We start from the raw sequence: 26,660 nt of genomic DNA on the forward strand, positions 1-26,660 counted from the left end.
TGCGGGCGCTGCGCTCAGGCGGGAGCGCTCTCGCCTTGTCGCAGGGTCAGTACCTGCACACCCTCGCGTGTCACCGCCACGGTGTGTTCGAACTGCGCTGACAGTCTGCCGTCGCGCGTATGCACGGGCCATGCGTCCGGGCGGTGCCGGATCGCGGCCTTGCCCTGGTTGAGCATCGGTTCGATGGTGAACACCATTCCCTCTTCCAGTTCCACGCCGGTGCCGGCATGGCCGTAATGCAGGATCTGGGGTTCCTCGTGCATCTCCGTACCGATGCCGTGACCGCAGTATTCCTTGACCACGCTGTATCCCATTTCGCGCGCGAAGCGGGCGATGGCGTGGCCAATGTCGCCGGTGTGTGCACCCGGCCGCACCGCCGCGATGCCTTTCCACATCGCCAGGTACGTCGCGCGCACCAGGCGACGCGCCGGATAGGCAACTTCGCCCACCAGATACGTCGTGCTGGAATCGGCGATGTAGCCATTTTTTTCCAGGGTGATATCGAGATTGACGATCTGCCCGCTGCGCAGCACGTCATCTGCTGAAGGCATGCCGTGGCAGACGATGTCGTCAATGGACGCATTGAGCACGAACGGGAAATCGTACTGCCCCTTGCTGGCCGGTCGCGCCTGCAGGTCGTCGACGATCATCCGTTCGACCAGATCATTTAGCTCCATCGTGCTGCGGCCCTCGAGCGACAGCCGGTCCAGGCGATCGAACACCTGCGCGAGCAGGGCGCCGGACGTGGCCATCAAGGCGATTTCCTGCGCACTCTTGATCATGTGCGCGGTTCACTGAGTCGCTTCGGCTGTACGCCGGCAGCGCGCAGCTCGCTGGCGACGATGTCCTGGAAGCTCGTCTCCGGATGCATTTCGCACAGCATGCCCACCTTGATCCAGAAGTTGGCCTGCGCATTGATCGAGCGGTGGCTGACCGTGCACGCGCGACGCAGCTGATCGTGCAGTTCGTCGTCGATGTTGACGATGCCCATGGAAGTACCTGGTTACGGAATATACGAATCGTATATGTATCGTATATCGCAAGCAACGGGCAAAAAAAAAGGGCCTGCATGTACGCAGACCCTTCGAAACTAATGGTGGCCGAGGACGGAATCGAACCGCCGACACGGGGATTTTCAATCCCCTGCTCTACCAACTGAGCTACTCGGCCACTTGTTTCGTTGCAGCGATGTCGCTGCCGAGGAGGCGCATATTACGGACGTCGAAGCAGTTCGGCAAGCCTTTTGCAGAAAAAACTTCACATTCGTGTCTGCGCGCTGCGGATGCGCATGCAAGTGGTTGATCCTGCGTTGCTGCAACCCGCCTTCTGCGTGTGCGATGCGCTGCGTGGAAAACTGTCGCGACGCGTGCGTGGGCAATGCTGCTGTGTCAGGCACCGCACGCGTGCAGATGCACAGCACGCCATGGAACGCTGTTTTCGTGTCGCACTCTGCTGCGGCCGAGGGGCGTAACGTCGGTGGTCTCCTTTCAGAAAATGGATATGACCGATGAGCGTTTCTGTCAGCAGTACCGACCGCATCGTGCTTGCTTCGCGGCCGAACGGGGCGCCGGTGGCGGCCAACTTCCGTCGTGAGCAGGCCGCACTTCCTCCGCTGCAACCGGGGCAGGTGCTGTTGCGCAATCACTATCTCTCATTGGACCCGTACATGCGCGGTCGGATGGAAGAGGGACCGTCGTATGCACCGCCGGTTGCGCTGGATGCCGTGATGGAGGGACGCACGGTAAGCGAGGTGGTGGCGTCGGCCGACGATGCGCTGACGGTCGGCACGCTGGTGATCGCGCCCGGTGGCTGGCAGACCCATGCCGTGGTGGATGCCGCATCGATCAGCCGCCGCTTGAATCCCGCGGGATTGCCGCTGAGCACCGCGCTGGGCGTGCATGGCATGCCGGGTTTCACCGCTTACGCGGGGCTGCAGGAAATCGGCCGTGTGCAGCCCGGCGAAACCCTGGTGGTTGCCGCCGCCAGTGGGCCGGTGGGCGCTACGGTGGTGCAGTTGGCCAAGCAGCAGGGCGCGCGCGTGGTGGGCATCGCCGGTGGCGAGGCCAAGCGCGCGTATGTGGAAACACTGGGCGCGGATGTGGCACTGGACCACCGTGCGGATGACTTCGCCGAGCAGCTCCGCCACGCTGCGCCTGACGGCATCGATGTCTACTTCGAGAACGTCGGCGGCAAAGTGTTCGATGCGGTGCTGCCGCTGCTCAACGACTTCGCCCGCGTGCCCGTGTGCGGCACCATCGCCACCTACAACACACGCGGTGTGCAGGTGCCGGGGCCGGATCGGCTGCCCGGCTTTTTCAGCCAGGTCCTGCGCCAGCGCTTGAACGTGCGCGGCTTCATCCAGTCCGACTTCAACGATCTGTTCCCGCGCTTTGAACAGGACATGGCGCAGTGGCTGCGCGAAGGCCGCATCCAGTACCGCGAAGACATCGTGCAGGGGCTGGATGCGGCTCCGGATGCCTTCTTCGGACTGCTGCAGGGACGCAACTTCGGCAAGCTGGTGGTGAAGCTGGATTGATCAGCCGCCGCGATCAGGGGGCGAAGCGGGCCTGGCGCGGGTCACTCAGGCGCACGTGCGTCTGGTAGTAGTACTTGTCGCTGGGCACGCCATCGCGGCTGAAGACGATCTTCTCGCGACGGGCGGTGCCCTGTACCAGCAGGCGGCGGTTGACCAGCCGGTCCAGCGGCAGATTGTCCAGCCGTGCCCGCAGCGCATCGGCCTGCTCGGGCGCCAGCCACACGGTCAGATTGGCCTGGTGGCGATAGTCCGTTTCGCTGTTGAGGTACAACCCGTGGTCGGTCAGGTCGACAGCGCGCACGTTGATCACGAAGGTGCCACTGATGCCGCGCTGCGGATCATCGTTGGCGGCGTGCACCGCTTCGGCAGGGGTGATCCAGCCTGCCATCGCTGGCGGCCGTGGCGGCGCAACGCTGCCGTGATGGGCACAGCTGGCGCACAGCAGCAGGGCAGGGAGCAGCAGGGTGATGCGCATGGGACGTCCGTGTTCGATGGCAGGCGCCCAGTGTGACGCGGTCATGCGGCCGCGCCAAGCGACGCTGCACGGCGCCATCGCGTCGTCGTGATGTGCGGCTCACGAGCACGTCGCTAGCGTGGTCGGCAGGCGGGGGCATCGTGCCGCCGCAGCAGCACAGGGCAGCACTCATGGTGGATGACAAGCAGAACCAGGACGACAAGGCCGGCGTGCAGGAAAGCCAGCAGGACCAGCGCCACGACGACGTGGCCAAGCAGCGGCCGGGCCAGCAGGACGAGAAAGTGCGTGACGCGCACTCGAAGAAACCGGAGCGCAAGGATGGTGGCGGCGAGCCAGCCTGATCCGTGCCGGCCGCGACAACAAAAAACCCCGGGATCGCTCCCGGGGTTTTTCGTTGTAATCATGGTGGAGCCAAGGAGGATCGAACTCCTGACCTCGTCGATGCGAACGACGCGCTCTCCCAGCTGAGCTATGGCCCCATGGCGTGGTCGAGTCTATCCAACTGCTGAATACTTGCCAAGCATCCGCGCTTCACCCGGAAGGGCGCACATCGTGGTGATGTAACCGGTTACACGGCTATTTCGATTCCGATCAACGGCTTGCAGATAAATCGCGGGGTTCCTTGGATCGATCCAAGGCTAAAGAGGACCGAATTGGTGCCGATAGAAGTGTGACGTGCAACACGCGCCTTCCCCTTCCAACCAAAGTGCCTCTCGATGACGACTTCTGCCGCCACCGGTTCCACGATGTCCATTTCCAGCCGCCTGGCGCTTCTGCTCGCCGCGATCACGGCCACGGCCTTCATCCTGCTCGCCCTGCTGATCTACCGGCAGACAGCAGCCAGCTACCAGCAGCGGGTAGAGGCCGGACTCACCACATCGGCCAGCCTGATGCGCGACTCCGTGGCGCTGTATGACCGCAGCCTGGGTGAGAGCACACGCCATATGGCCGAGTTGTTCCGCAGTGCGTTGCCGCCCGGCGATCCGACGGTCGACGCCGAGCAGCGTGTCGAGGTGGCCGGCCAGTCCGCGCCGCAGCTGCGCTTCGGCGCTACGCCGCTGGCCCTGGATGACGCATCGGTGGACCGCTTTGCCTCCTCCACCGGCGGCGTCGCCACCATCTTCGTGCGCGAAGGGGATGACTTCATCCGCGTGGCGACCTCGCTGCGCAATGCGGCGGGCGAGCGTGTGCTGGGCACCAAGCTGGACCACGCCCATCTGGCCTACCCGAAGATCATGGCCGGTGAGTCCTTCAGCGGCCCGGCGCATCTGTTCGGCACCGATTACATGACGTATTACATGCCGATGAAGGACGCCGCAGGCGAGGTCGTCGGCATCGCCTTCGTCGGCCAGGACCAGTCGGCCGGCCTTGCCGCCCTCAAATCCAGCCTGCGCGAATCTACCCTGGGCCGCGAAGGCTACTTCATGGCGGTCGACACCCGCCCGGGCGAAAGCTTCGGCAAGGTGATCGCTGCGGCTGCCGGAGAAGGCACCGCACTCAGCGAGCGGGTGGCTGTGGAGGACCGCCCCGTGCTGCAGGCCCTGCTGGAAGGCCGCGAGGCCTCGGCGACGCTGCGCCTGCGCACCGCCGATGGTGCCGGCACGCGCGACTATTTCGTTTCCGCGCAGGCGCATGGGCCGTGGCGCTGGATGGTGCTGGGGCTGGAGCCGGTATCGGTCCTGCAGGACGTGCTGCGCACGCTGCTGCTGCAGATCGCCGGCATTTCCGCACTGGCCCTGCTGGCGGTGATCGCGGCCACCGTGCTGGCCATGCGCCGCCTGCTGGGACGCCCGCTGCAGGAGGCCGAACAGGTCGCTGTCGATGTGTCCGCCGGGCGTCTGGACCGCCACATCCCGCAACGCCGTGCCGACGAGGTCGGACGCCTGCTGGCGTCGATGCGGCGCATGCAGTCCACCCTGCGCGCCGTCTCCGCCGCGCAGGACCAGATGGCGCAGCAGCATACCGACGGCACCATCAGCTATCGCATCGATGCCGCCCCGTTCGAGGGCGCCTTCCGCAGCATGGTGGAAGGCACCAATGCACTGGTGGATTCCCATGTACGCACCAAGCTGGACATGGTCGAGCTGGTGCAGCAGTACGCGGCCGGTGACCTGTCTGCGTCGATGGCCGAACTGCCGGGTGAAAAAGCAAAGATCAGTACGGCCGTCAACGGCGTGCGTTCACGGCTGCTGTCCATCAACGGTGAGATCAAGCGCCTGGTCGCGGCCGCGGCGGCCGGTGACTTCAGTGCGCGCGGTGATGCGCAGGCGTTCGAGAATGATTTCCGCGAGATGGTGGAAGGCCTCAACACGCTCATGACCACCGCCGACCACAACCTGTCGGCGCTGTCGGACCTGCTGCGCAACCTGGCACGTGGCGACCTGCGCAGCCGCATCGAAGGCGATTTCCAGGGCGTGTTCGCCGAGATGCGCGACGATGCCAATGCCACGGTGGACAGCCTGGGCGGCATCATTGCCGGCATCCAGCGCTCGGCCGACGGCGTATCGGCGGCGGCGGCGGAAACCGCAGCCGCCAGCGAAGACCTGTCGCGGCGTACCGAACAGCAGGCCGCGAACCTGGAGGAGTCGGCCGCGTCGATGGAAGAAATGACGGCGGCCGTGCGGCAGAGCGCCGATCATGCCGCGCGCGCGGACCGGTTGGCGCTGCAGGCATCGGCCGTAGCGACCCAGGGCGGGCAGGCGGTATCGCAGGTGGAGCAGACGATGGCGCTGATCGAGGCGTCGTCGCGGCGGATCGCCGATATCACCACGGTGATCGACGGCATCGCGTTCCAGACCAACATCCTGGCACTCAACGCAGCGGTGGAGGCCGCCCGCGCCGGCGAAGAGGGACGGGGCTTCGCCGTGGTGGCCAGCGAGGTGCGCACCCTGGCACAGCGTTCGGCGCAGGCCGCGCGCGAGATCAAGGGCTTGATCGATGATTCAGTGGAGCAGGTGGGCACGGGCACCACGCTTGCCGCGCAGGCCGGGCAGACGCTGCAACAGGTAGTCGCCGCAGTGGATGAGTTGGGTGGTGTGATCGGCGGCATCGCCGCCGCCTCGCGCGAGCAGGCCGCGGGCATCGAACTGGTCAACCAGAGCATCGTGCAGATGGACGGGGTGACCCAGCAGAATGCCGCGCTGGTGGAGGAAACCTCCGCTTCCGCGCAGGCGATGACGGCGCAGGCGCAGGCCCTTCGCGAGGCGACCGCACGTTTCATGCTGGCGCGCGGGAGCATGGCGGCGGCGTAGTTCCGGCACGACAGGCAGCGCCGCGCCCTGCGCGGCGCCTTCAGGGGGGACGGGCTTGCCACCAAATTGAAACGCAATCGCCATACTGTGCGCCTGCGCGCTTTGATTTCCTCATCCGCCCGGCTCGCGCAGGCCGCACGGACGCTCACTCGAATCCTCTCCATGCACCCCAATTACCGATCCTTCCGTCGCCACCCGCTGGCGCTGGCCTGCGCTGCATTGTCACTGGGCATGGCGGCACCGTCTTTCGCCCAGCAGGCCGGCGGGGCCCCCAGCGCCACGGCGCTGGACGCCATCACCGTGACCGCCGAGCGCCGCGAGCAGAACCTGCAGGAGGTGCCCGTATCGGTGGGCGTAGTGCAGGGCGAGAAGCTGCGCGACTACACCGCCGGTGGCGATGACACCCTGCTGGCGCTGTCCGGCCGCGTGCCGAGCTTCTATGCCGAAACCACCACGGGCCGCATCTTCCCGCGCTTCTACATCCGTGGCCTGGGCAACATCGACTTCTACCTGGGTGCCTCGCAGCCGGTATCCATCATCCAGGATGACGTGGTCCTGGAGCACGTGGTGCTGAAGTCCAATCCGGTTTACGACGTGGACCAGATCGAGGTGCTGCGCGGCCCGCAGGGCACCTTGTTCGGCCGCAACACCACCGCCGGCATCGTCAAGTTCGACACCATCAAGCCCAGCCAGGATCCGAGCGGGCGCGTCAATGCCAGCTACGGCACCCACAACAGCGTGGCCGTCGATGCCGGCTTCGGGGCGCCGATCAACGACATCGCGGCGTTCCGCGTGTCGGCGCTTTACCAGCACCGCGATGACTACGTCGACAACACCTACGCCGGCTCCAGTGCGGATGGCACGGTAGCGCCGCGCAAGAACGCGATGGGGGGCTTCGACGATCGCAACGTGCGCGCGCAGCTGCTGCTGACCCCGACCGACGCGTTCTCGGTGCTGGCCTCGGCCCATGCGCGTGATTACGAAGGCACCTCCACGCTGTTCCTGCGCAATGCGATCAGCAAGGGCTCCAACCAGCCCACCGCGCCGCGCGATCGGGTGGCGTACGACGAGGCCGCCAACAATCCGCAGGCGTACAAGACGTACGGCGGATCGGTGAAGGCCACCTACGATTTCGGCAATGTCGAGCTGACCTCTATCACCGCCTACGAAACCACCTCCGGCTACAGCCGTGGCGACACCGATGGCGGTGCGGCGGCCAACTTCCCGGTCAACGGCGTGCCCAACGGCTTTGGCCAGTCGATGGGCCAGGTGCGCGACCTGGACCAGTGGACCCAGGAAGTACGGCTGGCCAGCGTCGGCGAGGACCGCCTCAAGTGGCAGGTCGGTGCGTTCTACTTCGATGGCCGTGACACCACCGATTTCTACCAGCGGGCGTGGTTCCTGCAGGGTGCGGCGCGCAACCCGAACAACTGGGTGCGCCTGCGCAATACCAATACGTCCTTCGCGGGTTTCGGCCAGCTCAGCTATGCCGCTACCGACAAGCTGACCCTCACCGCCGGCCTGCGCCAGACCCGTGACGAAAAGCGCACACGTCTGTTGAAGACCGCCGATACGGCGGCAGGGCTGGTCACCTATCGTGGCCGCACCGACGTGGAAATGAGCGACACCACGCCCAGCTGGGACCTCAGTGCGATGTACCAGATCAACGACCAGGTGGGTGTCTACGCCAAGGTCGCGCGGGGCTTCCGGGGCCCGACGATCCAGGGTCGCTCGGCGGTGTTCAACTCGGACTTCACTACCGCCGAGTCGGAAACAATCCTGTCCTGGGAAGCCGGCGTGAAAAGCAGCCTGTGGGACAACCGCCTGCGCCTGAACGCTACGGCCTTCACCTACGCGGTCAACGATATCCAGCTCAACGGCAACGATTCGGACGGCAACGGCGTGCTGTTCAACGCCGACAAGGCGCGCGCCTACGGCCTGGAGGCGGACATGGAGCTGCGCCCGATCCCGAACCTGACCCTGAGTGCCGGCCTGAGCCTGCTGCACAGCGAGATCCAGGACGACCGCGTGTATGCACAGGTCTGCGCCCTGAACGGCGTGGTGGTGTGCACGGTGGCCGACCCGACGATCAACGTGGGGGCCAACACGTTCGCGCAGATCAACGGCAATCCGCTGCCGAACGCGCCGAAGTACGGGATCAATCTCGCCGCGCGCTACGACATCCCCCTCAACGACGCCGACACGCTGTTCGTATCGACGGACTGGAACAAGCAGGGCTACACCAGCTTCGTGCTGTATGACTCGGCGGAGTTCAATTCCAAGGGCGACTTCGAAGGCGGCCTGAAGCTGGGCTACTCCGGCAACTACGGCGCGTACGAAGTGGCGCTGTTCGCGCGCAACATCACCAACGAGAAGAACCTCAAGGGTGTGATCGAGAACTACATGGCTGCGGTGTACAACGAGCCGCGCACCGTCGGCGTGTCGTTGAACATGAACTGGTAACGGATAACCGGCAGTGACGGCCGCTGGCCGTCACTGCCACTGCTTGACGGCCAGCGGCCGTCACTACCGGGTTCGTCAGGGCAGCAACGGCTGCAGCTTCGGCTCCAGCACCTGCTGGCGCCAACCGGCCAACGGGGCAGGCCAGGTGCGGCGTTCCAGGTAGCTTTCCAGGTGCTTGCGCGATGCCAGCACGCCGTCCGGCAGGTCCAGTTCGCGGCTGCATTCGGCAACGGCATCCTGCAGATTCTTCAGCGCCTGTTTGTTGGTGTCGGTGGCCGGCAGGATCCGTGGTGCCTCCGCTTCATCTGCCAGCGGGGTATTCAGTGCCTGCCATACCGCACCGGCCAGCTTGCGCGGCGCCTTCGGGAACTGGTCGAACAGCCGGCCCAGCGCCGCTTCGTCGACAGGCGGGACGCGTGCCAGCGTGGCCGCCAGCTCGTTGTCCAGGATCCAGCTGCGCGGGCGATCGCTTGCGCGGGCCTGCACGTCACGCCAACGCAGCAGGCGCAGCAGCCGATGCTGGGCAGCCACATCGAGGAACTGCGCAGAGCGCATGCCCAGGTGCGGCCAGAGGTCTTCGTCGTTGGCCACGCTGGCCAGCAGGCGCTCGCCGTCGTCAGCCAGCCACTGCAGGCGACCCTGTGCCTCCAGCTTGGCGCTGATGGCATCGTGCAGGGCGAACAGGTGCTCCACATCGTCGGCGGCGTACTGCAGCTGGGAGTCCGACAGCGGGCGGCGCATCCAGTCCGAGCGGGTCTCGCCCTTCGCCAACGCCACGCCGGTGATTTCCTGCACCAGCTTCTGGTAGCCCATGCCACCGCCGATGCCCGCCAGTGAGGCGCCGATCTGGGTATCGAACAGGGGTCGGGGCAGGGCACCACAGGTGTGCTTGAACGCCACCAGGTCTTCGCTGGCGCTGTGCATCACTTTCACGATGGAGGTATCGGTGAGCCACGGCGCAAGGGCCTCGGCCATGCCGGGGGCGAGCGGATCGATCAGCAGGATCTCTTCGCCGACCGCCATCTGCACCAGGGCCAGTTGGGGCCAGAAGGTGCGTTCGCGGATGAACTCGGTATCCAGGCCGATGCGGGTGGGGCGCTGCGCATGGCGCGCCTGCAGGTCTGCGGGGGTGGTGATCCAGATTGCCACGGGGCGTTCGACTTCTCGCGTTTGCTCAGGCAGGGGAGAATAGCCTAACGTCGGCCGTCACCCCCGGCATGAAGGAGATGGTTTTGCGTTTGCCGCGCCTGCCCCTGCTGTTGACCGCCCTGTGGCTGCTGGGCGCGACCGGCTGCGGAGAGCCACCACCGCCCCCGGCGCAGACGCCGCCGGGCAAGGCCGCACCGCCCGCGCCGGCGCCGGATGCGCAGGAGGCCAGCAGCGGCACGGTCACCATAGGGGGCGAGGACGAGGCCGAGACGGTGCAGCGTTGGACGCCGCCGTCGGTACAGATCGATGCCGCCGATCGCGCTGCGGCTCGCCGGGCCGCCGATGCGGCGCTGCGTGAGGGGCGTCTGTACGAATCCGCCGAGGATGCCATCCCGATCTGGCTGGCGCTGCTGCAACAGGATCCGGACGACCGTCGTGCGCGGCAGGGACTGCAGCGTGCACGTGGTGCGTTGCTCGCGCAGGCCGATGCGCTGTTGGCGCAGCCGCTGCAGCAGCGCATGGCCCTGGCCGAAGCCACCCAGCTGGCGCTGGTCCTGATGACCATCGCGCCCGATGATGAAAAGGTGCGCGCGCTGCAGCAGCGTGTAGAGCGTGCCCAGCGTGTCGTGGCCTTCAACCGCGCGGGCGAGGATGACCTGCGGGCCGGGCAGATCGGCGAAGACGGCGACGGCGCGATCGTCAATTTCCGCGAGGCACTGGCCTTGGACAAAGACAATGGACGCGCCCGCCAGGGTCTCGCCGCAGCGGAGAGCGGGCTGATCGGCCGTGCCGAGCGTGCCGCCCGGTCAGCGGACTTTGCTGCTGCTGGGCGCTGGCTGGCCGAGGCGAGCAAGGTCCATGACGCGTCCCCCACCATTTCCGACGCCTTCGAGCGGATCGAGGCGATCCGCGCCGCCACGCTGGCCACGCTGCGCGACCAGGGCCTGCGTGACCTGGTCACCCCGCAGGGCCTGAAGCCGGCACGGGAGAAGCTGGAAGCCGCGATGCGCATCGCGCTGCCCGGTGACCCGGCGGTGGCGCTGCTGCGCGAGCGCATTGAACTGGCCACCCACTACGGGAGCTTCCGCCCGGGGCAGGTGTTCAGCGACGCGCTGCGGGATGGGGGGCGCGGGCCGCAGATGACCGTCGTGCCGCATGGCGGCTTCCAGATGGGCGCCGGGCCGACCGAGCCTGGTGCCACCGATGCCGAACGCCCGTCGCATTACGTCCGCTTCGAGCGCGGCTTTGCGATGGCGATCACGGAGGTCACGGTGGACGATTTTGCGCGCTTCGTGAAATCGGCCAATGCACGTCCGCGCGCAACCCGGCGCGGCCATTCCATCGTCTATGACGAGCGCAGTGGCAACTTCATCCGCCGCAGCGGCGTGGACTGGCAGTCCGATTACGATGGCGGCCGCGCGTTGGCCAACCAACCGGTGATGCACGTCAGCGTGCGCGACGCAGAAGCCTATGCGAGCTGGCTGAGCGAACAGACCGGCCGCTCGTATCGCCTGCCCAGCGAAGCCGAGTTCGAGTATGCAATGCGTGCGGGCAACGCCGGGCGCTATCCCTGGGGCGATGGCGGGAAGCCGCCGGAGGACTCGGGCAACTTCACCGGCAGCCTGGACGTGTCGCCGTCCGGTCGACGCTGGGCGAATGCGTTCATCGGGTACGGCGACGGGTACTGGGGCGCGGCGCCGGTGGCAATGTTCAAGCCCAACGCCTGGGGCCTGCATGACATGGCAGGCAACCTGAGCGAGTGGGTGGCCGACTGCTGGCACGCCAGTTACCGCCGCGCGCCCGCCGATGGCGCGGCCTGGTACAACCCGGGCTGCCGGGCGCGCGTCATACGCGGCGGCAACTGGGCGAACTCGCCTGAACAGACCCGTGCGGCATGGCGGCAGTCCCAGGATTCGGACACCACCAGCGCGCGTATCGGCTTCCGCCTGGTGCGCGGCATCTGAGCTAGGATGGCGGCGTTCCCGCCCGTTCCGGCGGGTCTTGGCCAGGACGCTCGGTGATGCGCAACGATCCCTTTTCCCGATCCCCGCAGCAGCGTCCGCGTCGCGGCCTGTTCGGCAACATCCGCTGGTGGGTGCTGCTGGCCTTCGCCGGTTACGCGGCGTTCTACTGGTTTTCCAACCGCACGGTGGATCCGTACACCGGCGAATCGGTGCTGATCGACAGCGCGCTGGATGCCGATCAGGAAAAGGCCCTCGGTCTGCAGGCCTACCAGCAGATCCTCGCGCAGGAGCGGCCGCTGGATCCCAACGCGCCGATGTCGCGCGACGTGCGTGACATCGCCCAGCGCCTGATCGCCAAGGTCGACGTGGTGGAAACGGCGCTGGCGCAGGAACACGGCCTGCAGCCGGGTCATTTTTCGCGCGGGTTTGATTGGGAAGTGAACGTCATCGAGTCCGAGCAGGCCAATGCGTTCTGTCTGCCCGGCGGCAAGATGGCGGTCTACACCGGGCTGGTACCGGTCGCGCAGACGCGCGATGCCATGGCGGTGGTGATGGGCCATGAGATCGCCCATGCATTGCTGCGCCATGGCGCACAGCGCATGGCGCAGCAGAAGCTGACCCAGATCGGGCAGATGGCCGGCGCAGCCAGCGGCATGGACCCGCAGCAACAGCAGATGGTGATGGCGGCGATGGGCTACGGTTACCTGCTGCCGTATGCGCGTGGCCATGAAACACAGGCCGACGAAGTGGGCCTGATGCTGGCGGCGGCCGCGTGTTTCGACCCGCGCGAAGCCGTGCCGCTGTGGGAACGGATGGGGCAGGCCAGCGGCGGCCAGTCGCAACCGGAGTTTTCCTCCACCCACCCCAATCCCGGCACCCGTATCCAGAACCTGCAGGCGCTGATGCCCAAGGCGATGGAATACCGGCAGACGTTCTGCGAACAGAAATGACCAGGTAGTGACGGCCGCTGGCCGTCAATCCTTGCCGTCGATCTGGACTCAGCGCTCGACGGCGGTCACCTGCACATCCAGCACGCCGTCGCCCACGCGCGCCTGCAGCGCGTCGCCGGCCTGCACCTGCTCCACGCTGCGTACCAGCGTGCCATCGTCATGGCGGGTCAGAATGCTGTAGCCACGCGCAACAGTCGCCAGCGGGCTGACCGCCTCCATTGAACGCGCAAGTCCCCGCAGGCGCAGCGCGTCGCGCTGCAGTTGGCGCTGCATTGCCGCATCCGGACGCCCGCGCAGTGCGAGCAGTCTCTGGCGCAGGGCATCAAGCTGGCGCTGCGGGTGATGACCGCGCAGCACCGCGGATGCGTGGCGCAGACGCGCCGTGCGCTGGTGCCGCTGCTGCGCTGCTACCGCCTGCAGGCGCCGCCCCAGGTCGGCGTGGCGACGTTGCAGCAACTGCAGGCGGGCCTGTGGACTGCATGCATTCAACCGCAGCATCAGCCGGTCCGCGCGCTGCATGGCCTGCGTCATCGTCTGCCGGTGCAGCTGCTGCAGGCGCGCGGCATCACGGCGCAGGCGTCGCGCCAGGTCCTGCTGGTCAGGAACCAGCAGCTCGGCCGCCACCGACGGCGTGGGCGCGCGCAGATCGGCGGCGAAGTCGGTCAGGCTGAAGTCGGTTTCGTGGCCGACCGCCGACACGACCGGCGTGGTGCTGGCGGCCACCGCACGGGCCAGCGCCTCGTCATTGAACGCCCACAGGTCTTCCAGCGATCCGCCACCGCGGGTCAACAGGATCACGTCGTAGCGGCCACTGGCATCGGCTGCCTGCAGAAGGCGGGTGATCTGCGCTGCTGCCGTCGCGCCCTGCACCAGGCTGGGCAGTACATCCACCTGCAGCAGCGGGAAGCGGCGGGCGAGCACGCTGACCACGTCACGCACCGCCGCTCCGGTGGGCGAGGTGATCACCGCCAGCCGGCCGACGTGTGCGGGCAACGCGCGCTTGCGGTCGCTGGCGAACAGCCCTTCGGCTTCCAGCCGCGCCTGCAGTTCCTCGAACGCACGGCGCAGGGCCCCTTCGCCAGCTTCCTCCATGTGATCGAGCACCATCTGGTACTCGCCGCGCGCGTCGTACAACGTCACCCGGCCACGCACCAGTACGCGCATGCCCTCGCGCGGCACGAAGCGCAGCGCGCTGGCTTTCATGCGGAACATCGCCGCGCGCAGCTGCGCCCGCGCATCCTTCAGCGTGAAGTACATATGGCCTGATGACGGCCGCGCCACGCTGCCCAGTTCGGCCTCCACCCAGATGGCCGGGAAGCTGCCTTCCAGCAGGTCGCGCGCCAGCGTATTGAGCTGGCTGGGAGTAAGCACATCGATGCTGCGTTGTTGCATGGGAATCACGGACCAGCGTGGATCAGGCGCTCATGGTCGCACGTCACCCCGTGTGGATCATCCCGCGCCGTGCTGGGCCAGCGCCCAGTGCACGTGTTCGCGCACCATCTCGGACGGGTCGGCTGCGCGCGTGCGCAGGCTGTCCACCACCGGCGCGGAGGTGGGCGCATTGCCCAGCGCGACGGCGATGTTGCGCAGCCAGCGCTGGTGGCCGCTGCGACGGATCGGGCTGCCTTCGGTACGCTGCAGGAACTCCGCTTCGTCCCAGGCAAACAGGTCGTCCAACCGCGCCTGGTCGAGATTGTTGCGGGCACGGAAATCGGCTTCGTCGGTACGTTTGGCGAACTTGTTCCAGGGGCAGACCAGTTGGCAATCGTCACAGCCGTAAATGCGATTGCCGATCAGCGGACGCATGTCCTCTGGTATCGCACCGTCATGCTCGATGGTCAGGTAGGAGATGCAGCGGCGCGCGTCCAGCCGCTGCGGCGCGATGATCGCCTGGGTGGGGCAGACCTCGATGCAACGGGTGCAGGTGCCGCAGTGCGCACTCGCAGGCGTATCGATGGGCAGCGGCAGGTCGATGTAGATCTCGCCCAGGAAAAACCACGAGCCGCCGTTACGGTCGATCAGGCAGGTGTGCTTGCCGATCCAGCCCAGCCCCGCATTGCGGCCCAGGGCGCGTTCCAGCACGGGCGCCGAATCCACGAAGACGCGGAATCCCAGCGGGGCGACCTCATCGCTGATCTGCGTTGCCAGCTTCTGCAGCCGGTTGCGCATCAGCTTGTGGTAATCACGCCCCAGTGCATAGCGCGCCACATAGGCGCGGCCCGGGTCGGCCAGGGTCGCCCAGGCTTCGGTGTCATCTTTGTGGCTGTAATCCATGCCCAGCGAGATCACCCGGACGGTGCCCGGCAGCAACTCGGCAGGGCGCGCGCGCAGGGTGCCGTGGCGGGCCATCCAGTCCATCGTGCCGTACAGGCCCTGGCCCAGCCAGTCCGCCAGATGCGCTTCGTCTTCGGCCAGATCGACGCCCGCGATGCCACAGCGCTGGAAGCCATGCGCGCGGGCGAGGGCGCGGATGCGCTGTACGGCCAGGTGGGGATCGACGGGGGCAGGGGCGGGGGACATGGGGGCAAGTATAGAATCCCTGCATGCATGAGCTTTCCGATCTGTTCGATTCCGCTGCGGCCCGTTCATTGGACGCGCGCGCTTCCGCCATGGCGGGCGACGATGGCCAGACGCTGATGGCGGCTGCTGGACACGCCGCCTGGCAATGCCTGATGCAGCAGTGGCCGGAAGCGCGGCACGTCTGCGTGGTGGTCGGCGCAGGCAACAACGGCGGCGATGGCCTGGTGCTGGCCCTGCACGCGCTGCAGGCCGGGCACCACGTCACGGTGGTGGGGCTGAGCGGAAAGCCGCCAGCGACCGCCCTGGCTGCGTGGGCGGCGTCCGCGTTCTTCGAAGCAGGCGGTGTGATCAACGCGTTTTCCGGCTCGTTACCCATGTCCGACGTGCTGGTGGATGCGTTGTTCGGCATCGGCCTGCAGAACGCGCCGCGCGCCGATGCCGCCGGGCTGATCGAGGGGATGAACGCTCATCCGGCCCCGGTATTCGCGCTGGACGTGCCCAGTGGCGTGGACGCCGACCGCGGCAGCGCGCCCGGTGCAGCGGTGCGCGCGACGCTGACGCTGCAGTTCATCGTGGCCCACCGTGGGCTTTATACAGGGGACGGACTCGAGCACGCCGGCGAACGCAGGCTGGCGTCGTTGTCGGTGCCCGACAGCGTGCGTGCCAGCGTGCCGGCGGCTGCGGCGCTCTGGCACCGGGACCGGGCGGCCGCGTTGCTGCCCCCACGTCGCGTCAACGCCCACAAAGGCAGTTCGGGCCACGTGCTGTGCGTGGGCGGGAATCACGGCAGCGGTGGCGCGCTCCTGCTGACCGCGCATGCAGCGCTGCGAGCGGGTGCGGGCCTGGCCAGCCTGGCCACGCGGGCCGAGCACGTGGCGGCGGCCCTGGCCCGCCTGCCCGAAGCGATGTGTCACGCCGTGGACAGCGATGCGGCACTGCAGGACGTGTTGCAACGTGCGAGCGTCGTCGCGATCGGCCCCGGCCTTGGCCAGGACGACTGGGCGCGCGCCCTGTGGCGTGGCGTGCGTGACAGCGGCAAGCCGCTGATCGTGGACGCCGATGCACTGAACCTGCTCGCGCAGGATCCGCAGCCCCTGCCGCAGGCCGTGCTGACCCCGCACCCCGGTGAGGCGGCACGCCTGCTGCACTCGACGACGGCGGTGGTACAGGCCGATCGCTTCGCCGCCGCCGCTGCGTTGGCCGACCGCTTCCACGCTGTCGTGGTGCTGAAGGGAGCAGGCAGCCTAGTCGCCGCGCCCGGCCGGTGCCCTGCGGTGATTGCCGCCGGCAACCCCGGCATGGCCGTGGGCGGCATGGGAGACCTGCTCACCGGCATCATCGCTGCCCTGCGTGCGCAAGGCCTGGACCCCTTTCCTGCGGCGGCGGGCGGCGCCCTCCTGCATGGCCTGGCCGGCGATGTCGCGGCACGCGACGGCGCGCGGGGCCTGCTCCCCACTGATCTGCTGGCGCCCCTGCGCCGGCTCTGCAACCCGGAACCGCGTGATGTTTGAACTGTATCTTCCCGACCCTGACCACACCGACCTGCTCGGTGCGGCGCTGGCCACCACGCGCCCAGCCCACGCGCTGTTGGAACTGCAGGGCGACCTGGGAGCGGGCAAGTCCACCACGGCCCGCGCCCTGCTGCGCGCGCTGGGCGTCACCGGCGCCATTCGCAGCCCGACCTATACGCTGGTGGAGCGCTACACATTGGCCGACGGCCGCGAGGCGTGGCACATGGATCTGTACCGGATCGGTGGCGCCGGCGAACTGGATTTCCTGGGCCTGGACGACGACGCCGCATCGCTGTGGCTGGTGGAATGGCCCGAACGCGGTGCAGGCTCGCTGCCACCCACCGATCTGCGCGTCGAACTGCGCATTGAAGGGGCCGGGCGGCATGCCCGTCTCATTCCGCTGAGCGATTCAGGTGAAGGCTGGGTGACGCGTTTGCGCCAGCAGGATCAGTTGCGTGTCCTTTCTGTCGATTAACCAGAACAAACCGATGAAAGTTACGGATTATTAAGGGAAAAGGTTTGCATTTCGTTCAGCGCAGTGATTGAATCCTGAGCATGCGATCTGGACCCCTCTCTCTTGCCGTCTGTGCCGCCATCGGTTTCGCTTTGGCGAACGCAGCCGCGTGGGCGGGCGAGATTCATCAGGTTCGGCTGGACACCGGCTCTACCGGCACGCGCGCCGAGATCGCGCTGGCGGGCAAGGGCGGCTACAAGACCATCGCCCTGTCCGCGCCGAACCGGCTCGTGGTCGACTTTCCGGATTCCAGCGCGGTGCGGGGGTTGAAGCTGCCTGCCGCGCAGGGCGTGGTCACTGCCGTGCGTACGGGCCAGCCCGTGCCGGGCACGTTCCGTGTGGTGTTTGATCTGGCCGACAACGTGGCACCGTTCAAGCCGCAGATGGTCCAGCAGGGCAACGAGTCGAAGCTGGTCATCGAATGGCCAGGCGACGCGCCGGGCAGCACGTCTGCGCCTGTGGCGTCGGCTGCGCCGACCCCGGCACCGGCACCGGCCCCTGCGGCCACGGTTCCCGTTGCAGGCACCGTCACCCCGGCACAGTCGCGCAGCGATGCCGCCCGGGCCACGGCCCTGTTGACCGCGCAGGTACAGCAGCAGGCGAGCGCCACGGCGGCCGTCTCCGCCGCACCGGCGCCGGTACCCACTGCCGCGACCGCCAACGTGGTCGCGGCTGGCACCACCGCCAGCAGCGGCACCGCCGCCGCATCGCCGGCTGCCATTCTCGCCGGCCAGCCCACCGGCCAGCGACCGCCCAATACCACCATCGCCGGTACGATGCCGACCCGCACCGGCGCGGCCGCGGCCGCCGTGGCCACTGCACCGCCTGCACCCACCCCGGAAGCCGCACCACCGCCGCGCCCGGCGATGCCGAGCGAGGCATCGCGTGTGCGCATGCAGGCGGGCATGCGCCCGCTGGTAGTGGCGATCGATCCGGGCCACGGTGGCCAGGATCCGGGTGCGGTCGGACCCAGTGGCAAGCGTGAGAAGGACATTACCCTGGCGGTGGGCCGTGAACTGGCGCGCCAGGTCAACGCCATGCCGGGGCTGAAGGCCTACATGACCCGCGACAGCGACGTCTTCATCCCGCTGCCGATGCGCGCGCAGAAAGCACGCGCTGCGAAAGCGGACATCTTCATTTCGATCCACGCCGATGCCGCGGAGAACCGCGCAGCACGCGGTTCGTCGGTGTACGTGCTGTCGACCAAGGGCGCGTCCTCGCAACGCGCTCGTTGGCTGGCCGACAAGGAGAACGCGGCGGATCTGATCGGTGGCGTCAGCCTGCAGCGTACCGAAGGCACGCTCGCGAACGTGCTGCTCGACCTGGCACAGAGCGGCTACATGAAGGCATCCGAAGATGCGGCCAGCCACGTACTGGGTGGTCTGAAGCGCATCGGCAACAACCACAAGCCGAACATCGAGCGCGCGAACTTCGCGGTGCTGCGCACCTCGGACATGCCGGCGATGCTGGTGGAAACCGCGTTCATCTCCAACCCGGACGAAGAGCGTCGGCTGATGGACCCGGCCTACCAGCGCAAGATCGCCGCAGCGGTGCTGGACGGTGTCAATGTGTTCTTTACCCGCCAGCCGCCTCCGGGCACGCTGTACGCCGCGCGCGCACAGGCGGAAATGGAAGCAGCCAGCACCGTCGCCGGCGGCAGCAAGTAACGCCCGACAACGCCGGTAGCGCCGAGCCACGCTCGGCGAGCGCGCAGCGCGGCCCGCGACAGGCATCCGCATCCCCCAGGTAGCGCCGAGCCACGCTCGGCGACCGCGCAGCGCGGCCCGCGTCAGGCATCCGCACCCCCCGGTAGCGCCGAGCCACGCTCGGCGAGCGCGTAGCGCGGCCTGCGTCAGGCATCCGCTATCATCAGCAGATGAAGTCAGATCTCCGTTTCCCCTCTTTTTCGTTCCCGCCCGCATCATGCCGCCGGGGGCCTGCGTGAGCGCCACCATCCGGCCCTTGCCGGACATCCTGATCAACCAGATCGCCGCCGGCGAAGTCGTCGAGCGGCCGGCATCGGTGGTCAAGGAACTGGTCGAAAACGCGATCGATGCCGGTGCGACCCGGGTGGACATCGACCTCGAAGAAGGCGGTGTGCGGCTGATCCGCATCCGCGACAACGGCAGCGGTATCGCGGCCGATCAGTTGGCGTTGGCCGTGTCGCGCCACGCCACCAGCAAGATATTCAGCCTCGACGACCTGGAAGCCGTGGCCACGCTTGGTTTCCGGGGGGAAGCCCTGCCGTCGATCGCCTCGGTCAGTCGCTTCACCCTGTCCTCGCGTCGCGCCGATGACGAACACGGTGCCGCGCTGCAGATCGAAGGCGGCAAGCTGGGCGAAGTAATGCCGCGCTCGCACGCACCGGGCACCACGGTCGAGGTACGCGAGCTGTTCTACAACGTGCCGGCGCGGCGCAAGTTCCTGCGCGCTGAGCGCACCGAGCTGGGCCACATCGAAGAATGGCTGCGTTCGCTGGCGCTCGCCCGCCCCGATGTGGAACTGCGCGTGTCGCACAACGGCAAGGCCTCGCGCCGGTACAAACCGGGTGATCTGTATTCCGATGCGCGCATCGGCGAAACACTGGGCGAGGACTTCGCCAATCAGGCGGTGCGTGTCGATCACAGTGGCGCCGGCCTGCGCCTGCACGGTTGGATCGCCCAGCCGCATTACTCGCGCGCCAGCACGGATCAGCAGTACCTCTATGTCAACGGCCGCTCGGTGCGCGACCGCAGCGTCGCCCATGCGGTGAAGATGGCCTATGGCGATGTGCTTTTCCACGGCCGGCAGCCGGCGTACGTGCTGTTCCTGGAGCTGGATCCCACCCGGGTGGACGTCAATGTGCATCCCGCCAAGCATGAGGTGCGTTTCCGTGATGCGCGCCTGATCCACGACTTCGTCTACCGCACGTTGAAGGACGCGTTGGCCGACACCCGCGCTGGCATGTCGGTGCAGGAGATCGGTGCTGGCGGAGGTGCGGCCATCGCATCAGGTGCGCCGCTGCAGCAAGGCGCAGGGTGGGGCCTGACGCGGAGTGGATCGGGCGCTGGCGGCGGCTCCTGGGGGGCGCAGCAATCACCGCTCGGCCTGCAGGTCGCTGATGCGCCGGCCGCCTACGCTGCCTTGTATGGCGGGCCTGCGGAGCGGGGGATGGGCCAGCAGGGCGACACGATGCTGCAGACCCGTTCCGGCGAGTACGGTCTGCCGGTGACCAGCGCCGACGCGGGCGTGCCGCCGCTGGGGTACGCGATCGCGCAGTTGCACGGTATCTACATCCTGGCGGAGAACGCCGAAGGCCTGATCGTGGTGGACATGCATGCCGCCCACGAGCGCATCGGCTACGAGCGGTTGAAGACCGCGCACGATGGGATCGGCCTGCACGCGCAGCCGCTGCTGGTGCCGATCACCTTGGCCGTAGGAGAGCGCGAAGCGGACACCGCCGAACGCGAAGTCGATACGCTGGTCGCGCTGGGCTTCGACATCACCCGCGCCGGTCCCGGCGCGCTGCATGTGCGCAGCATTCCCGCGCTGCTGGCCAACGCCGAGCCGGAAGGACTGCTGCGCGATGTGCTGGGCGACCTGCGTGAGCACGGGCAGTCGCGCCGCATCGCCACGGCCCGTGATGAGCTGCTGTCCACGATGGCCTGCCACGGCGCGGTACGTGCCAATCGGCGGTTGACGGTGCCGGAAATGAACGCCCTGCTGCGCGACATGGAGATCACCGAGCGCTCGGGGCAGTGCAACCATGGACGCCCGACCTGGGCGCGTTTTTCACTGGCAGAAATCGACCGCTGGTTCCTGCGCGGTCGTTGAAGGGGGCGGCAATGGGGATGCAGCACAAGAGGAGGCCGCGGGGAGTGGCGTCCATGGCGGTCATCGCGATGGCGATGCTTCTGGCGGGGTGCGGCGGCAAGGCACCGGAGCCGGCTGCCGCAGTGCCGGACGATCCCGCGTTCGCCGCACAGCAACAGCAATGGCGCATGCAGCGCTACACCGAGCTCACCGCCGCTGACGGCTGGACCGCCCTGGCCGGACTGCATTGGCTGGAACATAAAGCGCACTACATCGGTCGCGGGCCCGGCAGCGGCATTCGCCTCGCCGTCGGTCCAGACAAGCTGGGAATGGTCAGCCGGCAGGGCGATCGCTGGTCATTCACACCCGAGCGCGGGGTGGCGCTGAGCGTGGACGGCAAGCCCCTGACGGGGCGCATCGCCTTCAACAGTGACCACGACGCGCAGCCCACGCGCATCGCCTTCGACCAGGGTAAAGGCCAGCTCAGCCTCATCCATCGCGGTGAACGCTTCGCGCTGCGCATCAAGCACGCCGAGGCGGCATCGCGCACGGGCTTCACCGGACTGGAGTACTGGCCGGGGGGCACCGACTGGCAGGTGCGTGCCCGGTTCCTGCCGCACCCCCCCGGCCGCACCCTGCCGATCGTGGACATCACCGGCCTGACCACCGCCATGCCCAACGCCGGCACGGTGACCTTCGAGCGCGACGGGCAGGCCTATCGGCTGGAGGCGATCGCCGAACCCGGCGCGCCGTTGTTCCTGATCTTCGCCGACCGGACCAGTGGCCACGGCAGCTATCCCGCCGGACGCTACCTGGATACCGACGCGCCGGGGGCGGACGGCCGTGTCCTGGTGGATTTCAACCACGCCTACAATCCCCCCTGTGCGTTCACCCCTTTCGCGACCTGTCCGCTGGCGCCACCGGAGAACCGGCTGGACCTGCGTGTCGAGGCGGGCGAGCGCGCTTACCACCTGCCCAAGGAGAGTGCTGAGTGAAGCGACCTGTTTCCCGCTGGATGAGTGCATCGCTGCTGATGTTGGCTGCCTGCTGCAGCATAGGCGCGGTAGCGGCCCCGGCAACAGCAGCAAAGCCTGCCGGCACCACCCGGCCAGCCCCGCCCGTGCCGTTGCTGTGGAAGGTGACCGGCGCAGGCGATGCGCGGCTCTACCTGCTGGGTTCGTTTCACCTGTTGCGCGCTGACGACTACCCGCTGGCGGCGGAGGCGGACAACGCGTTCGACGCCGCGAACCGCGTGGTCTTCGAGCTGTCGGCGGCGGATATCGAGTCGCCCGATCTGGCGAAGAAGATGGTGCAGGCCGCGGTGCGTACCGACGGCACGGAGCTGCGCAGTGACCTGGGCGATGCGACCTGGGCGAAGCTGCAGGACTATGCGACCAAGCACCCGCTGCCGCTTGCGCAGATGCAGGGCATGAAGCCCTGGTTCGTGGGCGTGAGCATCAGCATCGGGCAGATGCAGGCGATGGGCCTGGATCCTGCGCTTGGGCTGGACAAGCACTTCATGGAGCGCGCGGCAAAGGCCGGAAAGCCGATTTCCGGCCTGGAGAGCATCGACACGCAGATCGCGGTGCTCGCCGGCATGAGCATCACCGAGCAGCGGCAGATGGTGGAAGAAGCGCTTGAACTGTCGGACAAGGGCAATGCGGAGATCCGCGCGCTGCACGACGCGTGGCGGCGCGGTGACGATGCCCTGATGTGGAACCGCATGGCGGTGGACATGAAGCGCCAGTACCCGCAGCTCTACCAACGCATCAACACCGATCGCAACGACGCTTGGCTGCCCAAGCTGCAGCCATACCTGCAGGCGGGGCAGGGCGGTACCCTGGTGGTGGTGGGCACCCTGCATCTGTTGGGCAGTGATGGCGTGGTCGAGAAGCTGCGTGCCAAGGGCTACAAGGTGGAGCGGGTGCGCGCCAAGCGCTGAGCTGCTGGCGTGTAACCCGCAGCGCCGACGTCAGTCGACGTCGCCTGCTGCGTGATGGCCCCACGAAAAACGGCGCGCCTGCCAGGGCGCGCCGTTCGTATCTGCGCAGCGGAGTTGTCAGCGACCGCGCGGCTTGCTGCCCGTCGGGCCAGGCGCTTCACCGGGCTTGTGCGCGGTGGGGCCGGAGGACTGGCCCGGACGCGGGCCCAGGCCGGGGCCTGGATTCGGTGCGGTGCCGCCCGGACGCGGGCCACCAAAGCCGGTGCCCATGCTGCGCTGGAACTCCTGCCAGAGTTCCAGGTTGCGCTCGGTCAGCTGGTTCATCATGGCCCAGGGCGTCTGGCCCAGCAGGTTGCCCATCTGCTGGCGGAACTGCTGCTGCTGGTCGAGGAACACCTGCATGCTGCGCTCCAGGTAATTGCCCATGAAGCCCTGCAGGGAATCGCCGTAGAAACGGATCAGCTGGCTGAGCAGCTGGGTGGAGAGCATCGGCTCACCGTCCTGCTCCTGGTCGGCGATGATCTGCAGCAGGACCGAACGGGTCAGGTCGTTGCCGGTCTTGGCATCGCGGACTTCAAAGTCCTCGCCATCCAGGATCAGCTGGCGCACATCCTCTATGGTGATGTAGCTGGAAATCTCGGTGTCGTAGAGACGGCGATTGGGATACTTCTTGATGATGCGTGTAGCAGCCATGAAGCAAGCACTCGTCACAATAGATGCGCAGCATGGCGCAGCGCAGCAGCTGTTGCAACGGCCGAATGCCCCTCAAACGTGCCGGATGCGTCTAACAATGTTGCGCAACAAGGGTTTTCATGTTGCGCAACATTTCATGCCCGTTGCCACGGCGGCCGGCCCCATGGCGGGCCACCTGCCGCTGCGCGGCGGGCATCCCCGTGTCACCAGCCCATGTGATGGCCGCCGTTGATGTCCAGGTTGCTGCCGGTGATCCATGCCGCCTCTTCGGCTACCAGGAAGGACACGCCGTACGCGATCTCCCCGGGCTTGCCCAGCCGCCCCGTGGGGATGTCGGCAATGATCTTTGCCCGCACTTCCTCGGGTACGGCCATCACCATGTCGGTGGCCACGTAACCGGGCGAAATCGTGTTGACAGTGATGCCGAACCCAGCATTCTCGCGCGCAAGCGAGATGGTGAAGCCGTGCATCCCGGCCTTGGCAGCTGCATAGTTGGCCTGGCCGTACTGGCCCTTCAGTCCGTTGATGGAGCTGATCTGGATGACCCGGCCCCAGCCGCGGCGGCGCATGCCCTCGATGACCGGGCGGGTGACATTGAAGACCGAGTTGAGGTTGGTGTTGATGACCTCGTGCCACTGCTCGGCGCGCATGCGGTGGAAGGTGGTGTCGCGGGTGATGCCTGCGTTGTTGACCAGGATCTCCACCGGGCCCAGTTCGGCCTCGACCGCCCGCACCATGGCCTCTGCGCTGTCCGGGGTGGAAACATCACCGGGAAAGATGCCGATCGACAACCCGCGCGCTGCCATGGCGGATTGCCAGGCCAAGGCTTTTTCATGGTCACGGTAATTGGTGGCGACCCGGTGGCCCTGGTCGGCCAGGCGTTGGCAGATGGCCGTGCCGATGCCGCCGGTACCACCGGTGACCAGTGCGACGCGTGGAGTCATGCTGCGCTTCCGATTCAGGAGGGGAAAGGGGATTCTGCATGATCAGCGCACCGCGTGCGCCTTCAGGTCAGCAGAATATCGTGATCGTGAATCCGCCCGGCATCGAACGCCGATGCTGCGCGCCGCAGCAGATCATCCCGATCAGTTGCATCGAAAAGGGCCTCGGGTGCCTGGCCGAGCAGATGCCATAGCTGCCTCAGTACAGGGACAGGGTCGCCTGCGTCCACCGGCAGTGCGGCATCTGATTTGGACAGCTTGCGGCCGTCTGTACCCAGCAGCAGCGGCAGGTGCGCATAGCGCGGGGTGTGCAGTCCCAGCGCGCGCTGCAGGAGCACCTGCCTTGCCGTCGACTCGAGCAGGTCGGCACCACGGACTACGTCGGTGATGCCCTGCGCCGCATCGTCCACCACGACGGCCAGTTGATACGCCCAGCAGCCATCTGCCCGGCGCAGCACGAAATCGCCCACCTGCGCATGGACGTCCTGCTGCTGCGGTCCACGCACGGCGTCGTTGAACGTCACCACGCTGCCAGGCGGCACGCGCAGGCGCACGGCGGGGTCCGGTCGCGGTCGGCGGCTGATGCAGCGATGGTGGATGCCGCCGTTGGCGGCCAGCTCGGAGCGGCTGCAGTGACAGATGAACGCCTCGCCGCGGGTCAGCAAGGCATCCAGGGCCTGCTGATAGGCCAGGGCGCGCTGGCTTTGCCAGAGCACGGGGCCATCGCTGCCCAGGCCGAAATGATCCAGCACGCGCAGCTGCGCCTGGGCTGCTCCGACGACGGTACGAGGGGGATCCACATCCTCGATGCGCACCAGCCAACGGCCCCCGGCGTGGCGAACGGACAGCCAGCCAGCGAACGCCGCCAGCAGCGATCCGGTGTGCAGGGGGCCGGTAGGCGAGGGCGCGAAGCGGCCGCAGTGAATAGGGGGCGTCATGGAGGCTGAATCGTCGGTCAGGTTGGCGCTTGAATTCAAGCTGAAGTCACCGCAGATTGAGCGTCGACATCCTCATCAGAGCTTACCTTCCCCATGTTCAGTCGTATTGGCTTGTTCCTTCTGACCAACCTCGCAGTGCTGGTGCTGGCCGGTATCGTGATGTCGGTGCTGGGGGTCAACCCCAACCAGATGAGCGGCCTGCTGGTGATGGCCGCGATCTTTGGCTTTGGTGGTTCCTTCATCTCTTTGCTGTTGTCCAAGTGGATGGCCAAGCGCTCCACCGGCGCAGTGGTGATCACCGAGCCGCGCAACGAAACCGAGCGCTGGCTGCTGAAGACTGTGGAGCGCCAGGCGCGCGAAGCCGGCATCGGCATGCCGGAGGTGGCGGTGTACGACGGTCCGGAAATCAACGCGTTCGCCACCGGTGCCAATCGCAACAAGGCGCTGGTCGCCGTGTCCACCGGCCTGCTGCACAACATGAGCGAGGACGAGGCCGAAGCGGTACTGGGCCATGAAATCGCCCACGTGGCCAACGGTGACATGATCACCATGGCCCTGCTGCAGGGGGTGTTGAACACCTTCGTGATCGTGCTGGCCCGCGTGGTCGGTGGCGTGATCGACAGTGCGATGTCGGGCAACCGCGAAGGCGGTGGGCGGGGCATCGGGTATTACGTCATCGTGTTCGTGCTGGAAATGGTCTTCGGCATCTTCGCCACGATGATCGCGATGTGGTTCTCGCGTCACCGCGAGTTCCGTGCGGACGCGGGCGGTGCGCAGTTGGCCGGTCGCCAGAAGATGATCGCGGCGCTGGAGCGTCTGAAGGCCAATCATGGCCAGAGCACGCTGCCCACGCAGGTGGCGGCCTTCGGCATTGCCGGCGGCATCGGCCAGGGCATGCGCAAGCTGATGCTGAGCCATCCGCCGCTGGATGAGCGCATTGCCGCACTGCGTGCTTCTACCGCCGTCTGAGGTGGGTTGGTCGAACGGGTGAGCCCCCCTCGCGGGTGGCTGCTGCGAAAAG

The 26,660-nt window shown here is 67.3% G+C and carries 21 protein-coding genes, 2 tRNA genes and 1 pseudogene; 13 read left to right on the forward strand and 11 right to left on the reverse strand.

From position 1 onward, the window contains the following. Positions 1–14: 14 nt before the first annotated feature. The 3 genes from map to IFT58_RS09245 all read right to left on the reverse strand — a co-directional run bounded on the left by map (position 15) and on the right by IFT58_RS09245 (position 1,170). Positions 15–782, reverse strand: a complete 768-nt coding sequence (gene map, locus IFT58_RS09235; RefSeq protein ID WP_192094532.1) for a type I methionyl aminopeptidase — start codon at positions 780–782, stop codon at positions 15–17. Beyond that, entirely contained in the window at positions 779–991 is a 213-nt protein-coding gene (locus tag IFT58_RS09240; protein ID WP_192082620.1) for a ParD-like family protein, read from the reverse strand. The genes map and IFT58_RS09240 overlap by 4 nt, the downstream gene beginning before the upstream one ends. A gap of 103 nt (positions 992–1,094) precedes the next feature. Further along, positions 1,095–1,170: transfer RNA gene (locus IFT58_RS09245), tRNA-Phe, on the reverse strand. Between the two features lie 337 nt (positions 1,171–1,507). On the opposite strand from IFT58_RS09245, the gene IFT58_RS09250 reads away from it, so the two are divergent. Next, a complete protein-coding gene (locus IFT58_RS09250; protein WP_192094533.1) occupies positions 1,508–2,536 on the forward strand; it encodes an NADP-dependent oxidoreductase in 1,029 nt (342 codons plus the stop codon). Between the two features lie 13 nt (positions 2,537–2,549). On the opposite strand, the gene IFT58_RS09255 is transcribed toward IFT58_RS09250, so the two are convergent. Continuing rightward, the gene (locus tag IFT58_RS09255; protein WP_192082623.1) at positions 2,550–3,011 is read right to left on the reverse strand and encodes a hypothetical protein; all 462 of its coding nucleotides are present in this window, start codon (positions 3,009–3,011) and stop codon (positions 2,550–2,552) included. Positions 3,012–3,181: 170 nt separating this feature from the next. Here IFT58_RS09255 and IFT58_RS09260 point away from each other — a divergent pair, with 170 nt between their 5' ends. Beyond that, complete coding sequence (locus IFT58_RS09260; protein WP_188326792.1) at positions 3,182–3,352, forward strand: hypothetical protein; 171 nt, start codon at positions 3,182–3,184, stop codon at positions 3,350–3,352. Between the two features lie 62 nt (positions 3,353–3,414). Here the strand turns inward: IFT58_RS09260 and IFT58_RS09265 are convergent. Further along, a tRNA-Ala gene (locus tag IFT58_RS09265) sits at positions 3,415–3,490 on the reverse strand. A gap of 237 nt (positions 3,491–3,727) precedes the next feature. On the opposite strand from IFT58_RS09265, the gene IFT58_RS18790 reads away from it, so the two are divergent. Together IFT58_RS18790 and IFT58_RS09275 are read left to right on the forward strand one after the other, a co-directional pair. Further along, entirely contained in the window at positions 3,728–6,262 is a 2,535-nt protein-coding gene (locus IFT58_RS18790) for a Cache 3/Cache 2 fusion domain-containing protein (RefSeq protein WP_249405206.1), read from the forward strand. Between the two features lie 162 nt (positions 6,263–6,424). Then, positions 6,425–8,725, forward strand: a complete 2,301-nt coding sequence (locus IFT58_RS09275; protein ID WP_192094534.1) for a TonB-dependent receptor — start codon at positions 6,425–6,427, stop codon at positions 8,723–8,725. Positions 8,726–8,800: 75 nt separating this feature from the next. Here IFT58_RS09275 and rnd read toward each other — a convergent pair whose 3' ends face one another. Beyond that, positions 8,801–9,874: a ribonuclease D gene (gene rnd / locus IFT58_RS09280; RefSeq protein WP_192094535.1), complete on the reverse strand. Its 1,074-nt coding sequence runs from the start codon at positions 9,872–9,874 to the stop codon at positions 8,801–8,803. Positions 9,875–10,119: 245 nt separating this feature from the next. Between rnd and IFT58_RS09285 the strand changes: the two genes are divergently transcribed. Both IFT58_RS09285 and IFT58_RS09290 read left to right on the forward strand, forming a co-directional pair. Further along, a complete protein-coding gene (locus IFT58_RS09285) occupies positions 10,120–11,838 on the forward strand; it encodes a formylglycine-generating enzyme family protein (protein ID WP_342029550.1) in 1,719 nt (572 codons plus the stop codon). Between the two features lie 56 nt (positions 11,839–11,894). Beyond that, positions 11,895–12,788: a M48 family metallopeptidase gene (locus tag IFT58_RS09290; RefSeq protein ID WP_192082630.1), complete on the forward strand. Its 894-nt coding sequence runs from the start codon at positions 11,895–11,897 to the stop codon at positions 12,786–12,788. A gap of 48 nt (positions 12,789–12,836) precedes the next feature. On the opposite strand, the gene xseA is transcribed toward IFT58_RS09290, so the two are convergent. Then, the gene (gene xseA, locus IFT58_RS09295; RefSeq protein ID WP_192094536.1) at positions 12,837–14,180 is read right to left on the reverse strand and encodes an exodeoxyribonuclease VII large subunit; all 1,344 of its coding nucleotides are present in this window, start codon (positions 14,178–14,180) and stop codon (positions 12,837–12,839) included. Between the two features lie 57 nt (positions 14,181–14,237). Beyond that, on the reverse strand, positions 14,238–15,308 hold the full coding sequence (gene queG / locus IFT58_RS09300; RefSeq protein ID WP_192094537.1) for a tRNA epoxyqueuosine(34) reductase QueG: 1,071 nt from the start codon (positions 15,306–15,308) through the stop codon (positions 14,238–14,240). 23 nt (positions 15,309–15,331) lie between these two features. Between queG and IFT58_RS09305 the strand changes: the two genes are divergently transcribed. The 6 genes from IFT58_RS09305 to IFT58_RS09330 all read left to right on the forward strand — a co-directional run bounded on the left by IFT58_RS09305 (position 15,332) and on the right by IFT58_RS09330 (position 23,067). Further along, positions 15,332–16,819 (forward strand): NAD(P)H-hydrate dehydratase, encoded by a 1,488-nt coding sequence (locus IFT58_RS09305; protein ID WP_192094538.1) that lies wholly within the window; start codon positions 15,332–15,334, stop codon positions 16,817–16,819. Then, positions 16,812–17,294 (forward strand): tRNA (adenosine(37)-N6)-threonylcarbamoyltransferase complex ATPase subunit type 1 TsaE, encoded by a 483-nt coding sequence (tsaE, locus tag IFT58_RS09310; protein WP_192094539.1) that lies wholly within the window; start codon positions 16,812–16,814, stop codon positions 17,292–17,294. Before IFT58_RS09305 ends, tsaE begins: the two co-directional genes overlap by 8 nt. Before the next feature lie 80 nt (positions 17,295–17,374). After that, positions 17,375–19,000 carry an N-acetylmuramoyl-L-alanine amidase gene (locus IFT58_RS09315; RefSeq protein WP_192094540.1) on the forward strand — a complete coding sequence of 542 codons (1,626 nt, stop codon included), beginning with the start codon at positions 17,375–17,377 and terminating at the stop codon, positions 18,998–19,000. Positions 19,001–19,256: 256 nt separating this feature from the next. Next, positions 19,257–21,146, forward strand: a complete 1,890-nt coding sequence (mutL, locus tag IFT58_RS09320; RefSeq protein ID WP_192094541.1) for a DNA mismatch repair endonuclease MutL — start codon at positions 19,257–19,259, stop codon at positions 21,144–21,146. A gap of 53 nt (positions 21,147–21,199) precedes the next feature. Next, entirely contained in the window at positions 21,200–22,120 is a 921-nt protein-coding gene (locus tag IFT58_RS09325) for a DUF1684 domain-containing protein (RefSeq protein WP_192094542.1), read from the forward strand. 20 nt (positions 22,121–22,140) lie between these two features. Beyond that, the gene (locus IFT58_RS09330; protein ID WP_192082655.1) at positions 22,141–23,067 is read left to right on the forward strand and encodes a TraB/GumN family protein; all 927 of its coding nucleotides are present in this window, start codon (positions 22,141–22,143) and stop codon (positions 23,065–23,067) included. Between the two features lie 117 nt (positions 23,068–23,184). Here the strand turns inward: IFT58_RS09330 and phaR are convergent, their stop codons facing one another. The 3 genes and pseudogenes from phaR to gluQRS form a co-directional block, all read right to left on the reverse strand. After that, positions 23,185–23,760: a polyhydroxyalkanoate synthesis repressor PhaR gene (phaR, locus tag IFT58_RS09335; protein ID WP_249405208.1), complete on the reverse strand. Its 576-nt coding sequence runs from the start codon at positions 23,758–23,760 to the stop codon at positions 23,185–23,187. A 203-nt stretch (positions 23,761–23,963) separates the two neighbouring features. Further along, positions 23,964–24,704, reverse strand: a complete 741-nt coding sequence (gene phbB, locus IFT58_RS09340) for an acetoacetyl-CoA reductase (RefSeq protein ID WP_188326804.1) — start codon at positions 24,702–24,704, stop codon at positions 23,964–23,966. 19 nt (positions 24,705–24,723) lie between these two features. After that, positions 24,724–25,639 (reverse strand): annotated as a pseudogene (gene gluQRS / locus IFT58_RS09345) (tRNA glutamyl-Q(34) synthetase GluQRS); the annotation flags it as partial. A 93-nt stretch (positions 25,640–25,732) separates the two neighbouring features. Here gluQRS and htpX point away from each other — a divergent pair. Beyond that, positions 25,733–26,608, forward strand: coding sequence for a protease HtpX (gene htpX / locus IFT58_RS09350; RefSeq protein WP_192082649.1), 876 nt, complete (start codon positions 25,733–25,735; stop codon positions 26,606–26,608). Positions 26,609–26,660 lie beyond the last annotated feature (52 nt).

Source organism: Stenotrophomonas sp. CFBP 13718 (assembly GCF_014842145.1).
In the GTDB taxonomy this organism is placed as follows: domain Bacteria; phylum Pseudomonadota; class Gammaproteobacteria; order Xanthomonadales; family Xanthomonadaceae; genus Stenotrophomonas.